The 16068-nt window shown below is 67.3% G+C and carries 14 protein-coding genes; 8 read left to right on the forward strand and 6 right to left on the reverse strand.

The window, feature by feature from the left end; genetic code table 11:
• Nucleotides 1-35: 35 nt before the first annotated feature.
• A complete protein-coding gene (gene hpnH, locus ABD05_RS22015; RefSeq protein ID WP_047902196.1) occupies nt 36-1196 on the reverse strand; it encodes an adenosyl-hopene transferase HpnH in 1161 nt (386 codons plus the stop codon).
• 12 nt (nt 1197-1208) lie between these two features.
• Nucleotides 1209-2150 carry a 4-hydroxy-3-methylbut-2-enyl diphosphate reductase gene (gene ispH, locus ABD05_RS22020; RefSeq protein WP_047902197.1) on the reverse strand — a complete coding sequence of 314 codons (942 nt, stop codon included), beginning with the start codon at nt 2148-2150 and terminating at the stop codon, nt 1209-1211.
• 396 nt (nt 2151-2546) lie between these two features.
• On the opposite strand from ispH, the gene ABD05_RS22025 reads away from it, so the two are divergent.
• Nucleotides 2547-3734, forward strand: a complete 1188-nt coding sequence (locus ABD05_RS22025) for a glycosyltransferase (protein ID WP_047902198.1) — start codon at nt 2547-2549, stop codon at nt 3732-3734.
• Between the two features lie 130 nt (nt 3735-3864).
• Here the strand turns inward: ABD05_RS22025 and ABD05_RS22030 are convergent, their stop codons facing one another.
• Both ABD05_RS22030 and hpnA read right to left on the reverse strand, forming a co-directional pair.
• Entirely contained in the window at nt 3865-5256 is a 1392-nt protein-coding gene (locus tag ABD05_RS22030) for a hypothetical protein (protein ID WP_047902199.1), read from the reverse strand.
• Nucleotides 5257-5364: 108 nt separating this feature from the next.
• Nucleotides 5365-6372, reverse strand: a complete 1008-nt coding sequence (hpnA, locus tag ABD05_RS22035) for a hopanoid-associated sugar epimerase (RefSeq protein ID WP_047902200.1) — start codon at nt 6370-6372, stop codon at nt 5365-5367.
• A 204-nt stretch (nt 6373-6576) separates the two neighbouring features.
• On the opposite strand from hpnA, the gene ABD05_RS22040 reads away from it, so the two are divergent.
• The 3 genes from ABD05_RS22040 to ABD05_RS22050 all read left to right on the forward strand — a co-directional run bounded on the left by ABD05_RS22040 (nt 6577) and on the right by ABD05_RS22050 (nt 9322).
• Complete coding sequence (locus ABD05_RS22040) at nt 6577-6873, forward strand: acylphosphatase (protein WP_047903726.1); 297 nt, start codon at nt 6577-6579, stop codon at nt 6871-6873.
• A gap of 16 nt (nt 6874-6889) precedes the next feature.
• A complete protein-coding gene (gene rarD, locus ABD05_RS22045; RefSeq protein ID WP_047902201.1) occupies nt 6890-7789 on the forward strand; it encodes an EamA family transporter RarD in 900 nt (299 codons plus the stop codon).
• A 408-nt stretch (nt 7790-8197) separates the two neighbouring features.
• Nucleotides 8198-9322 (forward strand): OpgC domain-containing protein, encoded by a 1125-nt coding sequence (locus tag ABD05_RS22050; RefSeq protein WP_047903727.1) that lies wholly within the window; start codon nt 8198-8200, stop codon nt 9320-9322.
• 46 nt (nt 9323-9368) lie between these two features.
• Here the strand turns inward: ABD05_RS22050 and ABD05_RS22055 are convergent, their stop codons facing one another.
• Both ABD05_RS22055 and ABD05_RS22060 read right to left on the reverse strand, forming a co-directional pair.
• Nucleotides 9369-9575: a hypothetical protein gene (locus ABD05_RS22055; RefSeq protein WP_047902202.1), complete on the reverse strand. Its 207-nt coding sequence runs from the start codon at nt 9573-9575 to the stop codon at nt 9369-9371.
• 117 nt (nt 9576-9692) lie between these two features.
• Entirely contained in the window at nt 9693-11213 is a 1521-nt protein-coding gene (locus ABD05_RS22060) for a peptide MFS transporter (RefSeq protein WP_047902203.1), read from the reverse strand.
• Between the two features lie 526 nt (nt 11214-11739).
• On the opposite strand from ABD05_RS22060, the gene ABD05_RS22065 reads away from it, so the two are divergent.
• The 4 genes from ABD05_RS22065 (at nt 11740) to ABD05_RS22080 (ending at nt 15980) form a co-directional block, all read left to right on the forward strand.
• The gene (locus tag ABD05_RS22065) at nt 11740-12321 is read left to right on the forward strand and encodes a cupin domain-containing protein (RefSeq protein WP_047902204.1); all 582 of its coding nucleotides are present in this window, start codon (nt 11740-11742) and stop codon (nt 12319-12321) included.
• Between the two features lie 179 nt (nt 12322-12500).
• Nucleotides 12501-14114 carry a peptide ABC transporter substrate-binding protein gene (locus tag ABD05_RS22070; RefSeq protein ID WP_047902205.1) on the forward strand — a complete coding sequence of 538 codons (1614 nt, stop codon included), beginning with the start codon at nt 12501-12503 and terminating at the stop codon, nt 14112-14114.
• Between the two features lie 11 nt (nt 14115-14125).
• Entirely contained in the window at nt 14126-15064 is a 939-nt protein-coding gene (locus tag ABD05_RS22075; protein WP_047902206.1) for an ABC transporter permease subunit, read from the forward strand.
• Nucleotides 15065-15077: 13 nt separating this feature from the next.
• Entirely contained in the window at nt 15078-15980 is a 903-nt protein-coding gene (locus tag ABD05_RS22080) for an ABC transporter permease (RefSeq protein WP_047902207.1), read from the forward strand.
• The last annotated feature ends 88 nt before the right edge of the window (nt 15981-16068 follow it).

Here is a 16068-nt window from a genome sequence, read left to right on the forward strand (position 1 = left end):
GCGCGGAGGCTTGGCCCCCGCGTGGCGAAACGCGCTTAAGCCGCCGTTGCCGGCTTCGCCGGCTTCTGCAGCTTGCCCTTGCCGGCGCGCTGGATTTCCTCGAGCTTGATCTCGACGTGGCGCGAGAACACGTACTCGGCCGGACGCTGCTTCGCGATCGAGATGTCCGGTGCGAACGGGCCGTCGGTCTTGATGCCCTTGCGGCTCACTTTCAACGCCTTCAGCGGATGCGCGATCGTGTCCATCACGGCGGTAGCCTCGAAGCCGCAGTGGACCATGCAGTCCGCGCACTTCTCGTAGTTGCCGACGCCGTAGTTGTCCCACTCGGTCGTTTCCATCAGTTCCTTGAAGGTCTTCACGTAACCTTCGCCGACCAGGTAGCACGGCTTCTGCCAGCCGAACACCGTACGCGCCGGGTTGCCCCACGGCGTGCACTTGTACGTCTGGTTGCCGGCCAGGAAGTCGAGGAACAGCGACGACTGGCTGAACGACCAGCGCTTGCCGCCTTCGCCGCGCTTCAGGATTTCGCGGAACAGGTTCTTCGTCTTGTCGCGGTTCAGGAAGTGCTGCTGATCCGGCGCGCGCTCATATGCGTAGCCCGGCGACACCGTGATGCCGTCGACGCCGATCGGCCCCAGCGTGTCGAAGAACTTCGCCACGCGCTCGGGCACCGCGTCGTTGAACAGCGTGCAGTTGATGTTCACGCGGAAGCCGCGGCGCTTCGCTTCCTTGATCGCCGCGACGGCCTTGTCGTACACGCCTTCCTGCGACACCGAGTGATCGTGCGCCTGCTGGTCGCCGTCGAGGTGGACCGACCAGACGAAATACGGGCTCGGCTCGTAGTCGTCCATCTTCTTTTCCATCAGCAGCGCGTTCGTGCACAGGTACACGAATTTCTTGCGCTTCATGATGCCCTTGACGATTTCCGGCATCTCCTTGTGGAGCAGCGGTTCGCCGCCGGCGATCGACACGACGGGCGCGCCGCACTCGTCGACGGCCTGCAGGCATTCCTCGACGGACAGGCGCTGGTTCAGGATCGGATCCGGATAATCGATCTTGCCGCAGCCGTTGCACGCGAGGTTGCAGCGGAACAGCGGCTCGAGCATCAGCGCGAGCGGATAGCGTTTGTTGCCGGACAGGTGCTGGCGCACGATATAGGCGCCGACACGGACTTGCTGGAGCAGCGGAATAGACAAGGGATGTCCTCCTTAAACTTCGCGGGCGACAGCTTGCGTGAGCTTCGCCGGCAGCTTGAATTCGACTTTTTCCTCACGGCCCGCCATCGTCGCGACATCGACGGGCCCCAGCGCGCGCAGCGCGCCGATTACATCCTCGACCATCTCTTCGGGCGCCGACGCACCGGCGGTCAGGCCGACCGTCTGTACGCCCGCAAACCATTCGGCTTTCACTTCCGAGCCGTCGGCGACGAGATAGCTCGGCACACCGCTTTCGGTGCCGATCTCGCGCAGGCGGTTCGAGTTCGAGCTGTTCGTCGCGCCGACGACGAGCAGCACGTCAACCTGTTCGCTCAGCTCGCGTACGGCGGCCTGGCGATTTTGCGTCGCGTAGCAGATGTCGCGCGTGTCCGGGCCGACCAGGTCGGTGAACCGGCGCTGCAGCGCTTCGATGATGCCGCGCGTGTCGTCGACCGACAGCGTGGTCTGCGTGATGTACGCGACGGGCGTATCGACGGGCAGCGTGAGCGTATCGACTTCGGCTTCGCTCTGCACGAGGATCACCTCGGCCGGAATCTGGCCGATCGTACCCTCGACTTCCGGGTGGCCCGCGTGGCCGATCAGGATCAGCCGGCGGCCCGCCGCAGCATACTGGCGGCCCTGCACGTGCACCTTCGTGACGAGCGGGCAGGTCGCGTCGAGCACGTCGAGCCCGCGCGTTTCCGCGTCGCGCTCGACCGTCTGGGCGACACCGTGCGCGCTGAAGATCGCGACAGCGCCGTGAGGCACCTCGTCGAGTTCCTCAACGAATCGTGCCCCTTTATTACGCAGATTTTCGACGACATGCCGGTTATGAACGATCTCATGACGCACATAGACCGGCGCACCGTGCTGTTGCAGCGCGCGATCGACGATCTCGATCGCACGGACAACCCCCGCACAAAAGCCGCGGGGCTGGGCAAGGATGACTCGCATAGGTAAGCGAACTCCGACGACAGACACCGGGGTTCGAGGAGCTGGCACCGCTCGCTCGCCCCGGCTTGAAGTTATGAAGGCAGGAACGAACCGGCCAGGCCAGGCCCCGGAACCCCGAATTAATCGCGCATTTTAACCCTATCGGGCAGTCCTTGCTCTGGTGCCGTGTCGGCCCTGTTGCAATTGCGGGATAGCCGCGTCGGCGCTGGCGCGCGCGGAACCCAGTAAACTACGCGGTTTCGTGGGCGGCCGCTCCGGCTGCCCGGCGTCGCGCTCATTTCAAGGCCATTCGATGACCGTCGATTCTTACGCGTATTGCCCGGCCGCCTGTGCGGTTTTGGGTGTTTTGTTCCTGACCCCCATTGAAAATGCCAGCGTTCGGCAGGAGGCGCGCCGATGATGCTGGCGATCGCTTTCCTGGTGTCCGGCCTGTCGCTGATGATCTGGATCGTGCTGCTCGTCGCGCGCGGCGGCTTCTGGCGCGCAGTGCCCGCGCGGTCGCTGCCGGCCGACGCGCGCGGCGCGGCGGCCGAGGCCGGCTGGCCGGCCGTCGTCGCGGTCGTGCCGGCGCGCAACGAGGCCGACGTGATCGCCCGTGCAGCGACTTCGCTGCTCGAGCAGGATTATCCCGGCGACTTTCATCTGATCATTGTCGACGACCACAGCGACGACGGCACCGCCGACGCGGCCCGCGCGGCGGCGCTCGCGATCAACCGCGCCGACCGGCTGACGGTGCTGGCCGCGAAGCCGCTGCCGGCCGGCTGGTCGGGCAAGGTGTGGGCGCAGTCGCAGGGGATCGTCGCGGTGCAGACGCTCGGCCTGCCGGCCGACTACCTGCTGCTGACGGATGCCGACATCGGCCATCCGCCCGACGCCGTCGCGCAGCTCGTCACGCGCGCACAGGCCGAGAACCGCGATCTCGTGTCGCTGATGGTGCGGCTGCGCTGCGATTCGTTCTGGGAAAAGGCGCTGATCCCGGCGTTCGTGTTCTTCTTCGCGAAGCTCTACCCGTTCTCGTGGATCAACAACCCGCGCAACCGGACGGCCGGCGCCGCGGGCGGCTGCATGCTCGTGAAGTGCACGGCGCTCGAGGAAGCGGGCGGCATCGAGTCGATCCGCGGCGCGCTGATCGACGACTGCAGCCTCGCCGCGCAGATCAAGCATCGCGGCAGCGGCCGCCATCCGATCCGCCTCGACCTGGCCGACCGCAGCGTGTCGCTGCGCCCGTACGACAGCTGGCGCGACATCTGGAACATGATCGCGCGCACCGCGTTCACGCAGCTGCACTATTCGCCGCTGCTGCTGGCCGGCACGCTGCTCGGGATGGCGATCATCTACCTCGTGCCGCCCGTCGCGGCGCTCGCGTACGGCGCGCGCGCGTGGCCGGCGTGGCTCGCGTGGGCGTCGATGTGCGCCGCGTATGCGCCGATGCTGCGCTACTACCGGCGCTCGCCGCTGTGGGCGCCCGCGCTGCCGCTCGTCGCGCTGTTCTATGTGGGCGCGACGTTCGCGTCCGCGTGGCGCTACTGGCGCGGCAAGGGCGGCCAATGGAAGGCGCGCGTGCAGGCGCCGGTGGAGCGCTGAGCGTTTCGCGCGCCGCCGGCGCGCGTCCCGGGACGCTGCCTTTGCGGCAGCCGGACAGCAAACAGCCCGATCGGCGGAAACCGGTCGGGCTGTTGCGTTTTCGGCCAATGGCGGACCGATGCGTCCACGCTTACCGCTGGGTCAGCATCATGTACATCTGGACCACGACGTCCGGCGAGAACGTGAACGGCACCCAGCCGTAGCCGGTGTGGCGGGCGACCAGCAGGCGGTCGCCGTTCGACTGCTTCTGCACGGCCATCATCGGGTTCTTCGTCGTCACGAAACGCCAGCCGGCCGGGATGCCGGGCGGCGGCTCCGGCTGCATCGACGCGCGCGCATGCGCGAGTTCCTCGATCAACTGACCCAGTTGCTCCGGATTCAGCTTGATCGATTCGCCGTTGATGGTCAGCGTGAGTTCGTTCTGCGTCGGACGCGACACGTGCAGCGTCGATTTGTCGGCCGGGTCGGCAGCGGCTTCGGTTTCAGTCGCAGTCGCAGTTTCGGCTTGCGCCGTCGCGACGACAGCGGTGCCTGCGTCGGCCGTCGCATCGGCCGCAGCCGGCGCGGATGCGATCACGGCCGGTTCCGCCGCCGGCGTGCCTGCCGGTGCCGGTTCGACGACTTCGGCAGCAACCGCCGTGGCGGCAACTGCGTTCGTCGCGGCTTCCTTGACGACGGCCTCGACCAGCGCCTCGGCGTCGGCGATGGCCTTCGCGTGATGCTGCGCGGCGGCTTCGGCCTGCGCGATCGCTTCGGCATGGCGTTGCGTGACGGCTTCGGCCTGCGCGGTGGCGTTGGCGTGGCGTTGCGCGGCGGCTTCGGCCTGCGCGATCGCTTCGGCGTGGCGCTGCGCGACGGCTTCCGCGTCGGCGGCCGCGTCGGCATGACGTTGCGCGGCGGCCTGCGTTTCGGCGATCGCTTCCGTGTGACGCTGCGCGAGCGCCTCGGCTTCGGCAATCGCTTCCGTGTGACGCTGCGTGGCCGCTTCGGCTTCGGCGGTCGCTTGCGCGTGACGCTTCGCGGCGGCCTCGGCTTCGGCGGTCGCTGCCGCATGGCGCTGCGCGGCCGCATCGGCTTCGGTCGCGGCGGCGTGATGGCGTTGCGCGGCGGCCTCCGCTTCGGCGATCGCCGCTGCGTGCCGTTGCGATGCGGCTTCGGCGTCCGCGTGACGTTGCGCGAGCGCTTCGGTCCGTGCGGTGGCTTCCGTATGGCGCTGCACGGCGGCTTCGGCTTGCGCGGCGGCATCCGTATGACGGTGGGCGGCGGCTTCGGCGGCGGCGGTGGCTTCCGCGTGGCGCTGCTGCGCGGCTTCGGCGTCGGCGGCTGCCGCCGTGTGGCGTTGCGCGGCGGCCTGCGCTTCGGTTTCCGCTGCAGCGTGACGTTGCGCGGCGGCCTGGGCTTCCGCGGCTGCGGCGCGCGCGAAGGCTTCTGCGCTGCGGGCCGCCTGCTGCGCGGCGTGGTGATCGTGGAGGAGCTGATCGACGCCCGTGTTGAGCGAATCGATCTGATCGTTCAGGTTCATGCGTGTCTTCTCTGCGTAAGACCCGCGATTTTACCCGCTGCGCCGGTGCCGGTCCGTGCGCGACGTGTAACAAAGTGCGCAACGCGGCGCGAAGCGCGCCGCTTTGTGTTATTTCAGGTACCCCGCCGAGCCGAACCAGTCGAGCGCATCGCGCAGCCCTTCGCGGTACGGACGCGCGCGGTAGCCGAGTTCGCGCTCGGCCTTCGCGGACGTGAAATACATCTTGTTCTTCGACATCCGCAGCCCGTCCACGGTGACGAACGGCTCCTTCTTCGTGAACTTCGCGACCGCTTCGGCGCCGACCGCGAGCGGGTACAGCGGCCAGCGCGGCAGCGCGATCGTCGGCGCCTTGCGGCCCGTCATCTGCGCGATGTCGGCCAGCATCTGCTGCAGCGGCAGGTTCTCGCCGCCGAGGATGTAGCGCTCGCCGATCCGGCCGTGCTCGAGCGCGAGGAAGTGGCCGTGCGCGACGTCGTCGACGTGCACGAGGTTCAGCCCCGTGTCGACGAACGCGGGAATCTTGCCGAGCGCGGCCTCGACGATGATGCGGCCGGTCGGCGTCGGCTTCACGTCGCGCGGGCCGATCGGCGTCGACGGGTTGACGATCACGGCCGGCAGCCCTTCGTCGGCGATCATCCGCTCGACCGCGCGTTCCGCGAGCACCTTGCTGCGCTTGTAGACGCCGATCGCCTGCTCGGGCGTGAGCGGCCGGTTTTCGTCGGACGGGTCGCCCGCGCTCGTGACCTTCAGCGTCGCGACGCTGCTCGTGTAGACGATCCGCTCGACGCCTTCGGCGCGTGCCGCGCGCATCGTCGCGACCGCGCCTTCGAGGTTCGCGCGCTCGATCTCGTCGGGATCGGGCGCCCACAGCCGGTAGTCGGCCGCCACGTGCAGCAGGTAGCGCACGCCGCGCAGCGCGGCGCGCATCGACGCCTCGTCGCGCATGTCGCCGGTGACGATCTCGGCGTCGAGATCCGCGACGTTCGTACGCGGGCTGGTCGGGCGCACGAGCACGCGCACCGCAAAGCCTTTCTGCTGCGCGATGCGCGCGACGGCCGAGCCGACGAAACCGGACGCGCCGGTGACGAGAACGAGATCGCGGGAGGTATCAGTCATGCGTTTCCTTCGGGGCCGCGCGCGAGCGGCGCGGCGGTTGAGCATCGGCGAGATTGTACGTGGTCGGCGCGCGCGGCGACGCAACGCCGGCGCACCCGGCGGGCCGTTCATATCCGGCGGCGCGCGGCCGGTCCGCCGGACGCGTGTGCGAAGCGGCCGACGCGACTACAATGCCGGGCTTGAATGCAACGGGAGGGCGACGCGATGAGCCGCAATGAACTGGACGAACGGATCGAGACCTACCACGTGCGGGTGCGCGGCGTCGTGCAGGGCGTCGGTTTCCGTCATGCGACGGTGCGCGAAGCGCATGCGCTGAAGCTGCGCGGCTGGGTCGCGAATCTCGAGGACGGCAGCGTCGAGGCGATGATCCAGGGCCCCGGCGCGCAGATCGACCGGATGCTCGCGTGGCTGCGCCACGGGCCGCCGGCCGCGCACGTGACCGAGGTGACGTTCGAGGAACGTCAGACCGAAAGGCGCTTCGAGCGTTTCCAGCAGCAGTAAGAGGCGCGCAACAACCATGACGGGGTATCCGGAAGCCGGGCGCGGCCTCATGCTGTCGGTGATGGCATCGACGCTGTTCGCGCTGATGTCGGCTTACGCGAAACTGCTCGCGCCGCTCACGGGGCTCGACATCTTCGCGTGGCGCGTATTGTGGACCGCGCCGGGCGCGCTCGCGCTGATCGCGTTGCGCGGCCGCTGGCCCGCGCTCGCCGAGCTCGCGCGGCGCAGCGTGCGCGACTGGCGTTTGCTGATCGCGCTGCCCGCGAGCGCGGCGCTGCTCGGCCTGCAGCTGTGGCTGTTCCTGTGGGCGCCGCTGCACGGCCGCATGCTCGAAGTGTCGCTCGGCTATTTCCTGCTGCCGCTGACGATGGTGCTCGTCGGCCGCTTCTACTATCACGAACGCCTCGACCCGCTGCAGTGGGCGGCGGTCGCGTGCGCCGCGCTCGGCGTCGCGCACGAAGTGTGGGCGACGCGCGCGTTCGCATGGCCGACGCTCGTCGTCGCGCTCGGTTATCCGCCGTATTTCGTGCTGCGCCGGCGGATCAACGCCGATTCGCTCGCCGCGTTCGCGGTCGAGATCGTGCTGTTGTGTCCGATCGCGTTCGCGATGGTCGCGACGAGCGCGACGCGCGTCGGCCCCCATCCTTTGCTGTGGGCCGCGCTGTTGCCGGGGCTCGGCGTGCTCAGCACGCTCGCGCTCGCGAGTTACCTGAAGGCGAGCCGGATGCTGCCGATGGCGCTGTTCGGGATTCTCGGCTACGTCGAGCCCGTGCTGCTCGTCGCGGTATCGCTGCTGCTGCTCGGCGAGACGCTGAGCGTCGCGAACCTCGCGACGTACGGGCCGATCTGGGTCGCCGTCGCGCTGACCGCGTGGCACAGCGCCATGCTGATGCGGCGATTGCCCGCACGCGGATAAGCTTCGATTTCGCATACGGTGCCGCGGCGCACGGAACGCGCCGTGCATCGCGCACTGCTCGACGATCGACGATCAAACCGCGGTCGAACGCATCGATGCTGACCGCAAACTGGCGTCGCGCTGGCGTGGATCTGGCGACACTGCCTGCTTCATATTGCCGGTCTCGCGCTTGTAATCGAATAGAAGATTCGGTTGCACTTTGTTACTTAGGGTCTCCCCGGATCGGCCACTAGACTGGCCTGACCGACTTCCCTTCGTATGCAGCTTTCCGATGAACGGTCATCCCCGTGCCTGGCCGGCCGGGTCGGCGCGATGCGGGCATACGCGTATCGCCGCTGATCGCGCTCGCCTTCTCTTTCACGATCCATTCCCCGGCGCATGTCGCGCCGCCGTTGCGCGGGTGCGCTCATGTCGTTGAGCATGCCGTCTTCCGCCGCGGTTCAGCCGTCGCGCAGCGGCCGCCTGATCGAAGTCGATTTCTTCCGCGGGCTCGTGCTGTTGATGATCGTCGTCGATCACATCGGAGCGAGCGTGCTGTCGCGCGTGACGCTGCACGCGTTCGCGCTGTGCGACGCGGCCGAAGTGTTCGTCTTCCTCGGCGGCTTCGCGACCGCGAGCGCGTACGGCGCGATCGCCGAACGGCAGGGCGCGCGCGCCGCGCAGCGCCGGTTCGTGCACCGCGCGATGCAGATCTACCGCGCGTTTCTCGCGACGTCGACGCTGATGCTCGTCGTATCGGCCGTGCTCGATCACTACGGGATCGACGCGCCGAATCTCGCGCTCGACGACGTCAGCGTGATGCTCGCATCGCCGCTCACGGGCCTCGCCGAATTGCTGACGTTCCAGCGCCAGCCGTATCTCGCGTCGGTGCTGCCGATGTACGTGCTGTTCGCGCTCGCGTCGCCGGTGCTCGTGCGGTTCGCGCGCCGCCATCCATGGCTGCTGGTCGCACTCAGCGTCGCGTCGTGGCTGGCGGCGGGCTGGCTCGGCCCCGAGCTGCTGGACACCGACGGCTTCCGCTGGAGCTTCAATCCGTTCGCATGGCAACTGTTGTTCGTCGCCGGCGTGCTCGCGCGCTGCCAGCCGTTCTACCGGCGCATCGCGCTCGGGCGGTGGGGCGCCGCGGCGACCGGCGTCGCGTGCGCGGTCGTGCTCGGTTGCGCGAGCTACAAGCTGTTCTCCGGGCTGCCGCTGCCCGAAGGCGTGCTCAAGCGCGATCTCGCGTTGCCGCGCGTCGTGAGCTTCGCGGCCATCGCGTGGCTGATGGCCGATTGCGTGCGCTACGGCTGGATCGCGCGGATCGCGCAGGGCGTGCGGCCCGTCGTCGCGGTCGGCCAGCGCGGGCTGATCTGCTTCGTCGCGGGCGCGGCGATCTCGCTCGTCATCGATTCGCTGCTGCACCCGGTCGCGCACGGGGCCGATCTGCGGCATGTCGGCGTGGGCCTCGTGGCCGACGCATGCGCGCTCGGGCTGATGATGGCCGTCGCTGGTTCGGGAACGTGGATCGCGCGGTGGCGCAGTGCGGCCGCGTGAGCGGCGCGGGAAGAGGCGCGTGCGGCACGCAACGTGCCGCGCGGCGTCAGTGAGGTGAGCCGATACGGGAGCGGGGAACGGCGGTTGCTTCGCCGGATTCGGCGTCGTCGCGTTCGTCCGGCGCCGGGTCGTCGTGCTCCGCGAGTACCGCGTCGACTTCGGCCGCGGCCCGGGCGGCGCGCATCGCGGTGCAGCGCTGGGCGTGCCGGATGTCCGACAGTATCCTCAGGATTCGCGTGGTCTTGCTTTTCATCGTATTCCCCTGCCTGTCGCGCGTATCGGTCGAAGCGCTTCTTGCAACCAGTGTAGGACGCGATCGCGCAACCGGCAGGAGAATGTGGCGTGCATGCCGCACGCCAAGGGATAGTACTTACTGGGTCGCGACGGCGCCCTGCGCCTGCAGCGCTTCTTCGCGGCGCTCTTCCGCGCAGCGCTGATGCTGGCGCGACAGGCGGTTCATCAGCGGCAGCAGCAGCAGCGCGAGCAGCATGCCGATCGCGGCGAGCCAGCCGAGCTTCTCGAACAGCGACAGGTAGAGCGGCAGCGATTCGGTGGCCGGCAGTTCGTGCGACGGCATCTGCGCGAAGTTCGCGACGACGCTGCCGAGATACTGCGACACGCCCGTCGCGACGAAATACGCACCCATCATGAAGCCGCTCATGCGCGCCGGCACGTAGCGGGCGATCATCGCGAGGCCGAGGCCGCTCACCAGCAGTTCGCCGAGCGAGTAGAGGCCGTAGCCCCACACCATGAACCACGACGACACGCGGCCGTCGACCGCGTAGCGGCCGCTGATCGTGAACACCAGGTAGCCCGCGGCGACCGCGCCGAAGCCGAGCGCGTACTTCGCGGCGACCGGCAGGTCACGGCCGCCCTTCGCGACCGAGTTGTAGACCCACACGAGCACCGGGCTCAGCAGCATGATCCAGATCGGGTTCAGCGCCTGGAACTGCGCGGCGCTCCACGTGAACAGCGTCGTGCCGAACAGGATGAAGCGCGGATCGACGTTGCGCAGCGCGAACAGTGTCAGCGACGTCGACATCTGCACGTAGAAGATGAAGAACAGGATCACCTGGCCGATCAGCACGAGCGCCGCGATCAGGCCCGCGCGTTCCGAGCGCTCCGACTTCGCGATCATGTACGCGAAGATCGCGAGGATCGCGAACGCCGCCGTCCACACGCTGGCGACTGCGAGCTGCTTGTGCTGCAGCACGTACAGCGTGATCAGCGCGAGCGCGACGCCGCCTGCCGCGACCGCGCCGAGGCGCTTCCAGCGAATCGGCTGTTCGTCGGGTTGCGAGCCGACGTGCGCGAGCGTGCGGTGCATCAGCATGAAGTTGAGGATCGCGAGCAGCATGCCGCCGCAGCAGACCGCGAACGCTGTGTGCCAGCCCCAGTGATCCTTGATCCACGGCGTCGCGAGCATCGACACCGTCGAGCCGATGTTGACCGCCATGTAGTAGATCGTGAACGCGCTGTCGATGCGCGCATCGTCGCCTTCATAGATGCGGCGCACGAGGTTCGCCGCGTTGGCCTTGAACAGGCCGTTGCCGACGACGATCACGCCGAGCGACGCGTACATGTACGTGAGCTGGTCGTTCGGTACCGCGAGCATCAGGTAGCCGGTGCACAGCACGGCCGCGCCGATGATCATCGTGCGACGGGCGCCGAGCACCTTGTCGCCGATCCAGCCGCCGATCGACGGTGCCGCATAGACGAGCGCGGTGAACGCACCCCAGGTCAGGTTCGCATGGCTGTCGGTGAAACCGAGCCGGTCGACCATGAAGAGGACCAGGAGCGCGGCCATGCCGTAGTAGCCGAAGCGCTCCCACATTTCGATGAGGAAGACCGTCGTAAACGATCGGGTTTGTGAAACAGGTGAATGCATCATCAATCTCGGTTGAAACGGACGGCACGGATCACGCGTCGTCTTGGGGTCGAACTGGCGCCGATGCACAATGGGCCGGGTAGGTCTTGCGCTGGCGATGGAACAGTCGGGCTCAGGGCCCGTTATTGGCAGGAACGGGCCCTAGCCCGGGCCGGGGTCGGACACCGCCTGATGAGGCGGCGAGTGGCCCCGACCGGCGCGCGAATGGTAACGTTCGCCGGTCCGGTGCGTCAGGTATGCGCCACTCAGGGAAACTCCCGATGTGGCAGCAGCTTTCAGGAACATTCGTCTCGTCATCTATTTGTAAAATTCTCGACCGGCCCTCCGAAGATTCCCGGAGAGCCGCTTGCAGCTTGCCTGTGAAGCCGGCGAGTCTGGCAAGATAGCGCGTCGTTTCGCTCGCTTCGTGCCCTGTTTAGTGCACCGGGCTCGATATCGAAGACGTGTGCGAACCCGAAGACTAAGCTATATCGATCTAACTTAGTTATTTTCCATCAAACATTTTTTGACGACTACTTTTCGGCCTGCTATGGTTCCCCCCACTGAAAACCCGCGGTCCGCAGACGCTGCCGCCGTACTGGGCAGCAAGATTCGCGCGTTGCGCCAACGACTCAAGCGCACGCTCGACGACACCGCTACCGCCGCGGGGATTTCGAAGCCGTTTCTGTCTCAAGTCGAGCGCGGGCTCGCGTCGCCGTCACTGACGTCGCTGGCCGGTATCGCGCACGCGCTCGGTGTGACGGTGCAGTACTTCGTGGATACACCGAGCGAGGAACGCTCGGTCTGCCGAGGCGAGCAGTTGCGCTTCTTCGGGTTTGCCGATTCGGCGAACCTGTTCGCGCGGCTGACGAACGTATCCGAAGGGCGACAGCTCGAGGCGATCCTCGTGAGGCTGCCGCCGGGGCAGAAGCGGTCGGAAGTGACGACACATGCAGGAGAGGAGTTCCTGTATGTGATTGAAGGGGAAGTGTCGCTGACGCTGGAAGGCAAGACGTTCGTCCTGCAGGCCGGCGACAGTTCGCACTATCAGTCGACGGTCCCGCACAGTTGGGTCAACACCGCGAAGATCGAGTCGGTGGTGGTCTGGGTCGGTACACCGAGGCTGTTCTAACGCACAGGTATTCCTTCGTTTCCAAGACGGGATGCCTGTCGAAAGAAACGTAAGGAATACTAATATGCAATACGAGAACCACGGGCCTCCTCAATCGCTGCACCCGTCAGCGTCTCACGCGTAAGCCGCGGCATTCGCCGCGCGACGCTCACCGAACACACTTTCTCAAGACTGCCACGATGAAATCCTTGCATGCCATGTCGGCCGTGCTGGCCGCGCTCGCCCTGACGACGCCCGTCGCCCACGCCGTTACCGTTCCGTCGAACGTCGCGCTCGCTCCTCAACAGGACCTGACGCGACAGGTGCCCGCCGAGGTCGAGTCGCTCGACCCCGCGCACATCGAATCGTGGACCGGCAACACGATCGGCCTCGACCTGTTCGAAGGGCTTGCCCGCATCGATGCGGCCGGCCAGGTCGTGCCGGGCGTCGCGCTGTCGTGGGAGCGCAAGACGCCGCAGACGTGGATCTTCAAGCTTCGCCACGACGCGAAGTGGAGCAACGGCCAGCCGGTGACGGCCGCCGATTTCGTCTACGCGTGGCAGCGCCTCGTCGATCCGAAGACGGGCTCGAAATACACGATCCTCGTCGAGTTCGTGAAGAACTCGAAGGACATCATCGCGGGCAAGGCCGCGCCGTCGACGCTCGGCGTGCGCGCGATCGACCCGTACACGCTCGAGGTGACGACCGACGTGCCGGTCGCGTTCTTCCCGGAGCTGACCGCGATGGTGCCGCTCGCGCCGGTGAACAAGGACACGGTGACGAAGCTCGGCGACGCGTGGACGCGCCCGGGGAACATCGTCAGCAACGGCCCGTTCCAGCTGGTCGACTGGCAGCCGAACAACCGCATCGTGATCTCGAAGGATGCGAAGTACTGGAACGCGCCGAAGGTCGTGATCAACAAGGTCACGTACCTGCCGATCGAGAGCGACGAGACCGCGATGCGCATGTACCAGGCCGGCCAGATCGACTACAGCTACTCGATTCCGTCGGGGATCTTCCAGCAGGTCAGCAAGCAGTTCGGCGGCGAACTGCGCCAGGGCCTGCAGCTCGCGACGTACTACTACTACCTGAACAACAGCGATCCGGCGCTGAAGGACAAGCGCGTGCGCCAGGCGCTGTCGATGGTGCTCGATCGCGAGGTGCTGACCTCGAAGCTCACGCAGGCCGGCGAGAAGCCGATGTACGGGCTGATGCCGAACGGCACGAAGGGCGTGCAGCCGTTCACGCCGGACTGGGCGTCGTGGCCGATGGCCAAGCGCGTCGAGACGGCGAAGAACCTGCTGAAGCAGGCCGGCTACTCGGATGCGAAGCCGCTGGCGTTCACGCTGACCTACAACACCAACGACCTGCACAAGAAGGTCGCGCTGTTCGCCGCGTCGGAATGGCGCACCAAGCTCGGCGTCAACACCAAGCTCGAGAACGTCGAGTTCAAGGTGTTGATGAAGGAGCGGCATGACGGCAAGGTGCAGATCGCGCGCGACGGCTGGTTCGCCGACTACAACGACGCGATGACGTTCTTCGACCTGCTGCGCTGCGGCAGCGCGCAGAACACCGTCGGCTACTGCAACAAGCAGGCCGACGCGCTTGTCGACGAAGGCAACCAGAAGCTCGACGACAAGGCGCGTGCCGCGCTGCTCACGCAGGCACACGACCTCGCGCTGAACGACACGCCGATGGTGCCGCTGTTCCAGTACTCGGCGGACCGTCTCGTGAAGCCTTACGTGGGCGGCTACTCGCTGAAGAACGTGATCGACATGCGTGCTTCGCAGGACATGTACCTGATCAAGCACTGAGCGGAGCGATCATGCTGGCCTACGCACTGAGACGCACGTTGTGGGCGGTGCCGACGATCCTCGCGGTCGTCACCGTCTGCTACCTGCTGCTGCACTTCACACCCGGCGGACCGTTCGATACGGAGAAGCAGCTTTCCGCGGCAACGCTCGCGAACCTGAACGCGAAGTACCACCTCGACCAGCCGCTGTGGAAGCAGTACCTGCTGTATCTCGACGCGCTGCTGCACGGCGACCTCGGTCCGTCGTTTCGCTATGTCGACTGGTCCGTGAACGATCTCGTGCGCAAGGCGCTGCCGGTGAGTCTCGGCGTAGGCGGCGTATCGATCCCGATCTCGATCGGGCTCGGCGTGCTGCTCGGCACCGTCGCGGCCGTGCGCCGCGACAGCTTCATCGACCGCATCGTGATGCTGATCGGCAATATCGGCAACGTCGTGCCGCCGTTCGTGCTCGGCCCGGTGCTCGTGTGGATCTTCGCGATCCTGCTGAAAACCTCGGCCGGCAACGGCTGGCTGCCGGCAGGCGGCTGGGGCGACGGCGGCTGGCAGTACCGGCTGCTGCCGATCGTGCTGCTGACCTTCATCAACATGTCGCTGCTCGCGCGCGTGATGCGCGGCTCGATGATCGAGACGCTGTCGAGCAACTACATCCGCACCGCGCGCGCGAAGGGCCTGCCGGGCTCGACGATCGTGCTGCGCCACGCGCTGAAGCCCGCGCTGATGCCGGTCGTGTCGCTGTTCGGCACGGTCTGCATCTCGTCGATCACCGCAGCCGTCGTCACCGAATCGGTGTTCGCGCTGCCGGGGCTCGGCCAGCTCGTCGTGAACGGCGCGATCAACCGCGACTACACGCTCGTGCTCGGCCTCGTCGTGCTGACCACCGTCTGCGCCGTGCTGTTCAACCTGCTGGTCGACCTCGCGTACGCGTGGCTCGATCCGCGCATCCGTTATTGAGCGAGGCACAGCGATGACTCCGACTACTCCCGTCGTCGGCCTGCCCGTGCAGACCGACTCGCCGCCGCGTTCGCGCTCGCCGCTCGCGCTTGCGATGGCGCGTTTCCTTCACAACCGCGCGGCCGTGTTCAGCCTCGTGCTGCTCGCGCTGATCACGATCACGTGCTTCGTCGGCCCGTGGGTGCTCGCGGCCGACCCCGCCGCAAGCGACTGGGGCTCGATCAGCCTGCCGCCGACCTGGGCGAACCAGCACTGGTTCGGCACCGACGAGCTCGGCCGCGACCTGCTCGTGCGCACGCTGATCGGCGGGCGCGTGTCGATCGAGGTCGGCCTGCTCGGCACGCTCGTGTCGGGCCTGTTCGGCGTCGCGTGGGGCGCGACCGCGGGCTTCGCGGGTGGCCGCGTCGACTCCGTGATGATGCGCATCGTCGACATGATGTACGCGATCCCGTACCTGCTGATCGCGATCCTGATGATGACCCTGTTCGGCCGCTCGTTCATGCTCGTCGTGCTGACCATCAGCGCGTTCTCGTGGATCGACATGGCGCGTGTCGTGCGCGGCCAGACGCTGTCGCTGCGCAGCCGCGAGTTCGTCGACGCGGCACGCGCGATCGGCGTGACGCCGACGTCGATCGTGCTGCGCCACGTCGTGCCGAACCTGCTCGGCGTGGTGGTCGTGTACGCGACCGTGTCGGTGCCGGGCATCGTGCTGACCGAATCGGTGCTGTCGTTCCTCGGCCTCGGCGTGCAGGAGCCGATGACGAGCTGGGGCGTGCTGATCCAGGACGGCGCGCAGAAACTGGAATCGATGCCGTGGCTGCTGCTGGCCCCGGCCGTCATGCTGTGCGTGACGCTCTACTGCGTGAACTTCGTCGGCGATGGCCTGCGTGACGCGCTCGACCCGAAGGATCGCTGAGATGAAACAACCCCCACGCTCACTTTGTTCGCTCGGGGGGGCGCAGCCCCCCCGTCTCCCCCAGGCGCTTCCATCGAAGTGCGCGGCG

It is taken from the genome of Burkholderia pyrrocinia (genome assembly GCF_001028665.1).
GTDB lineage: Bacteria > Pseudomonadota > Gammaproteobacteria > Burkholderiales > Burkholderiaceae > Burkholderia > Burkholderia pyrrocinia.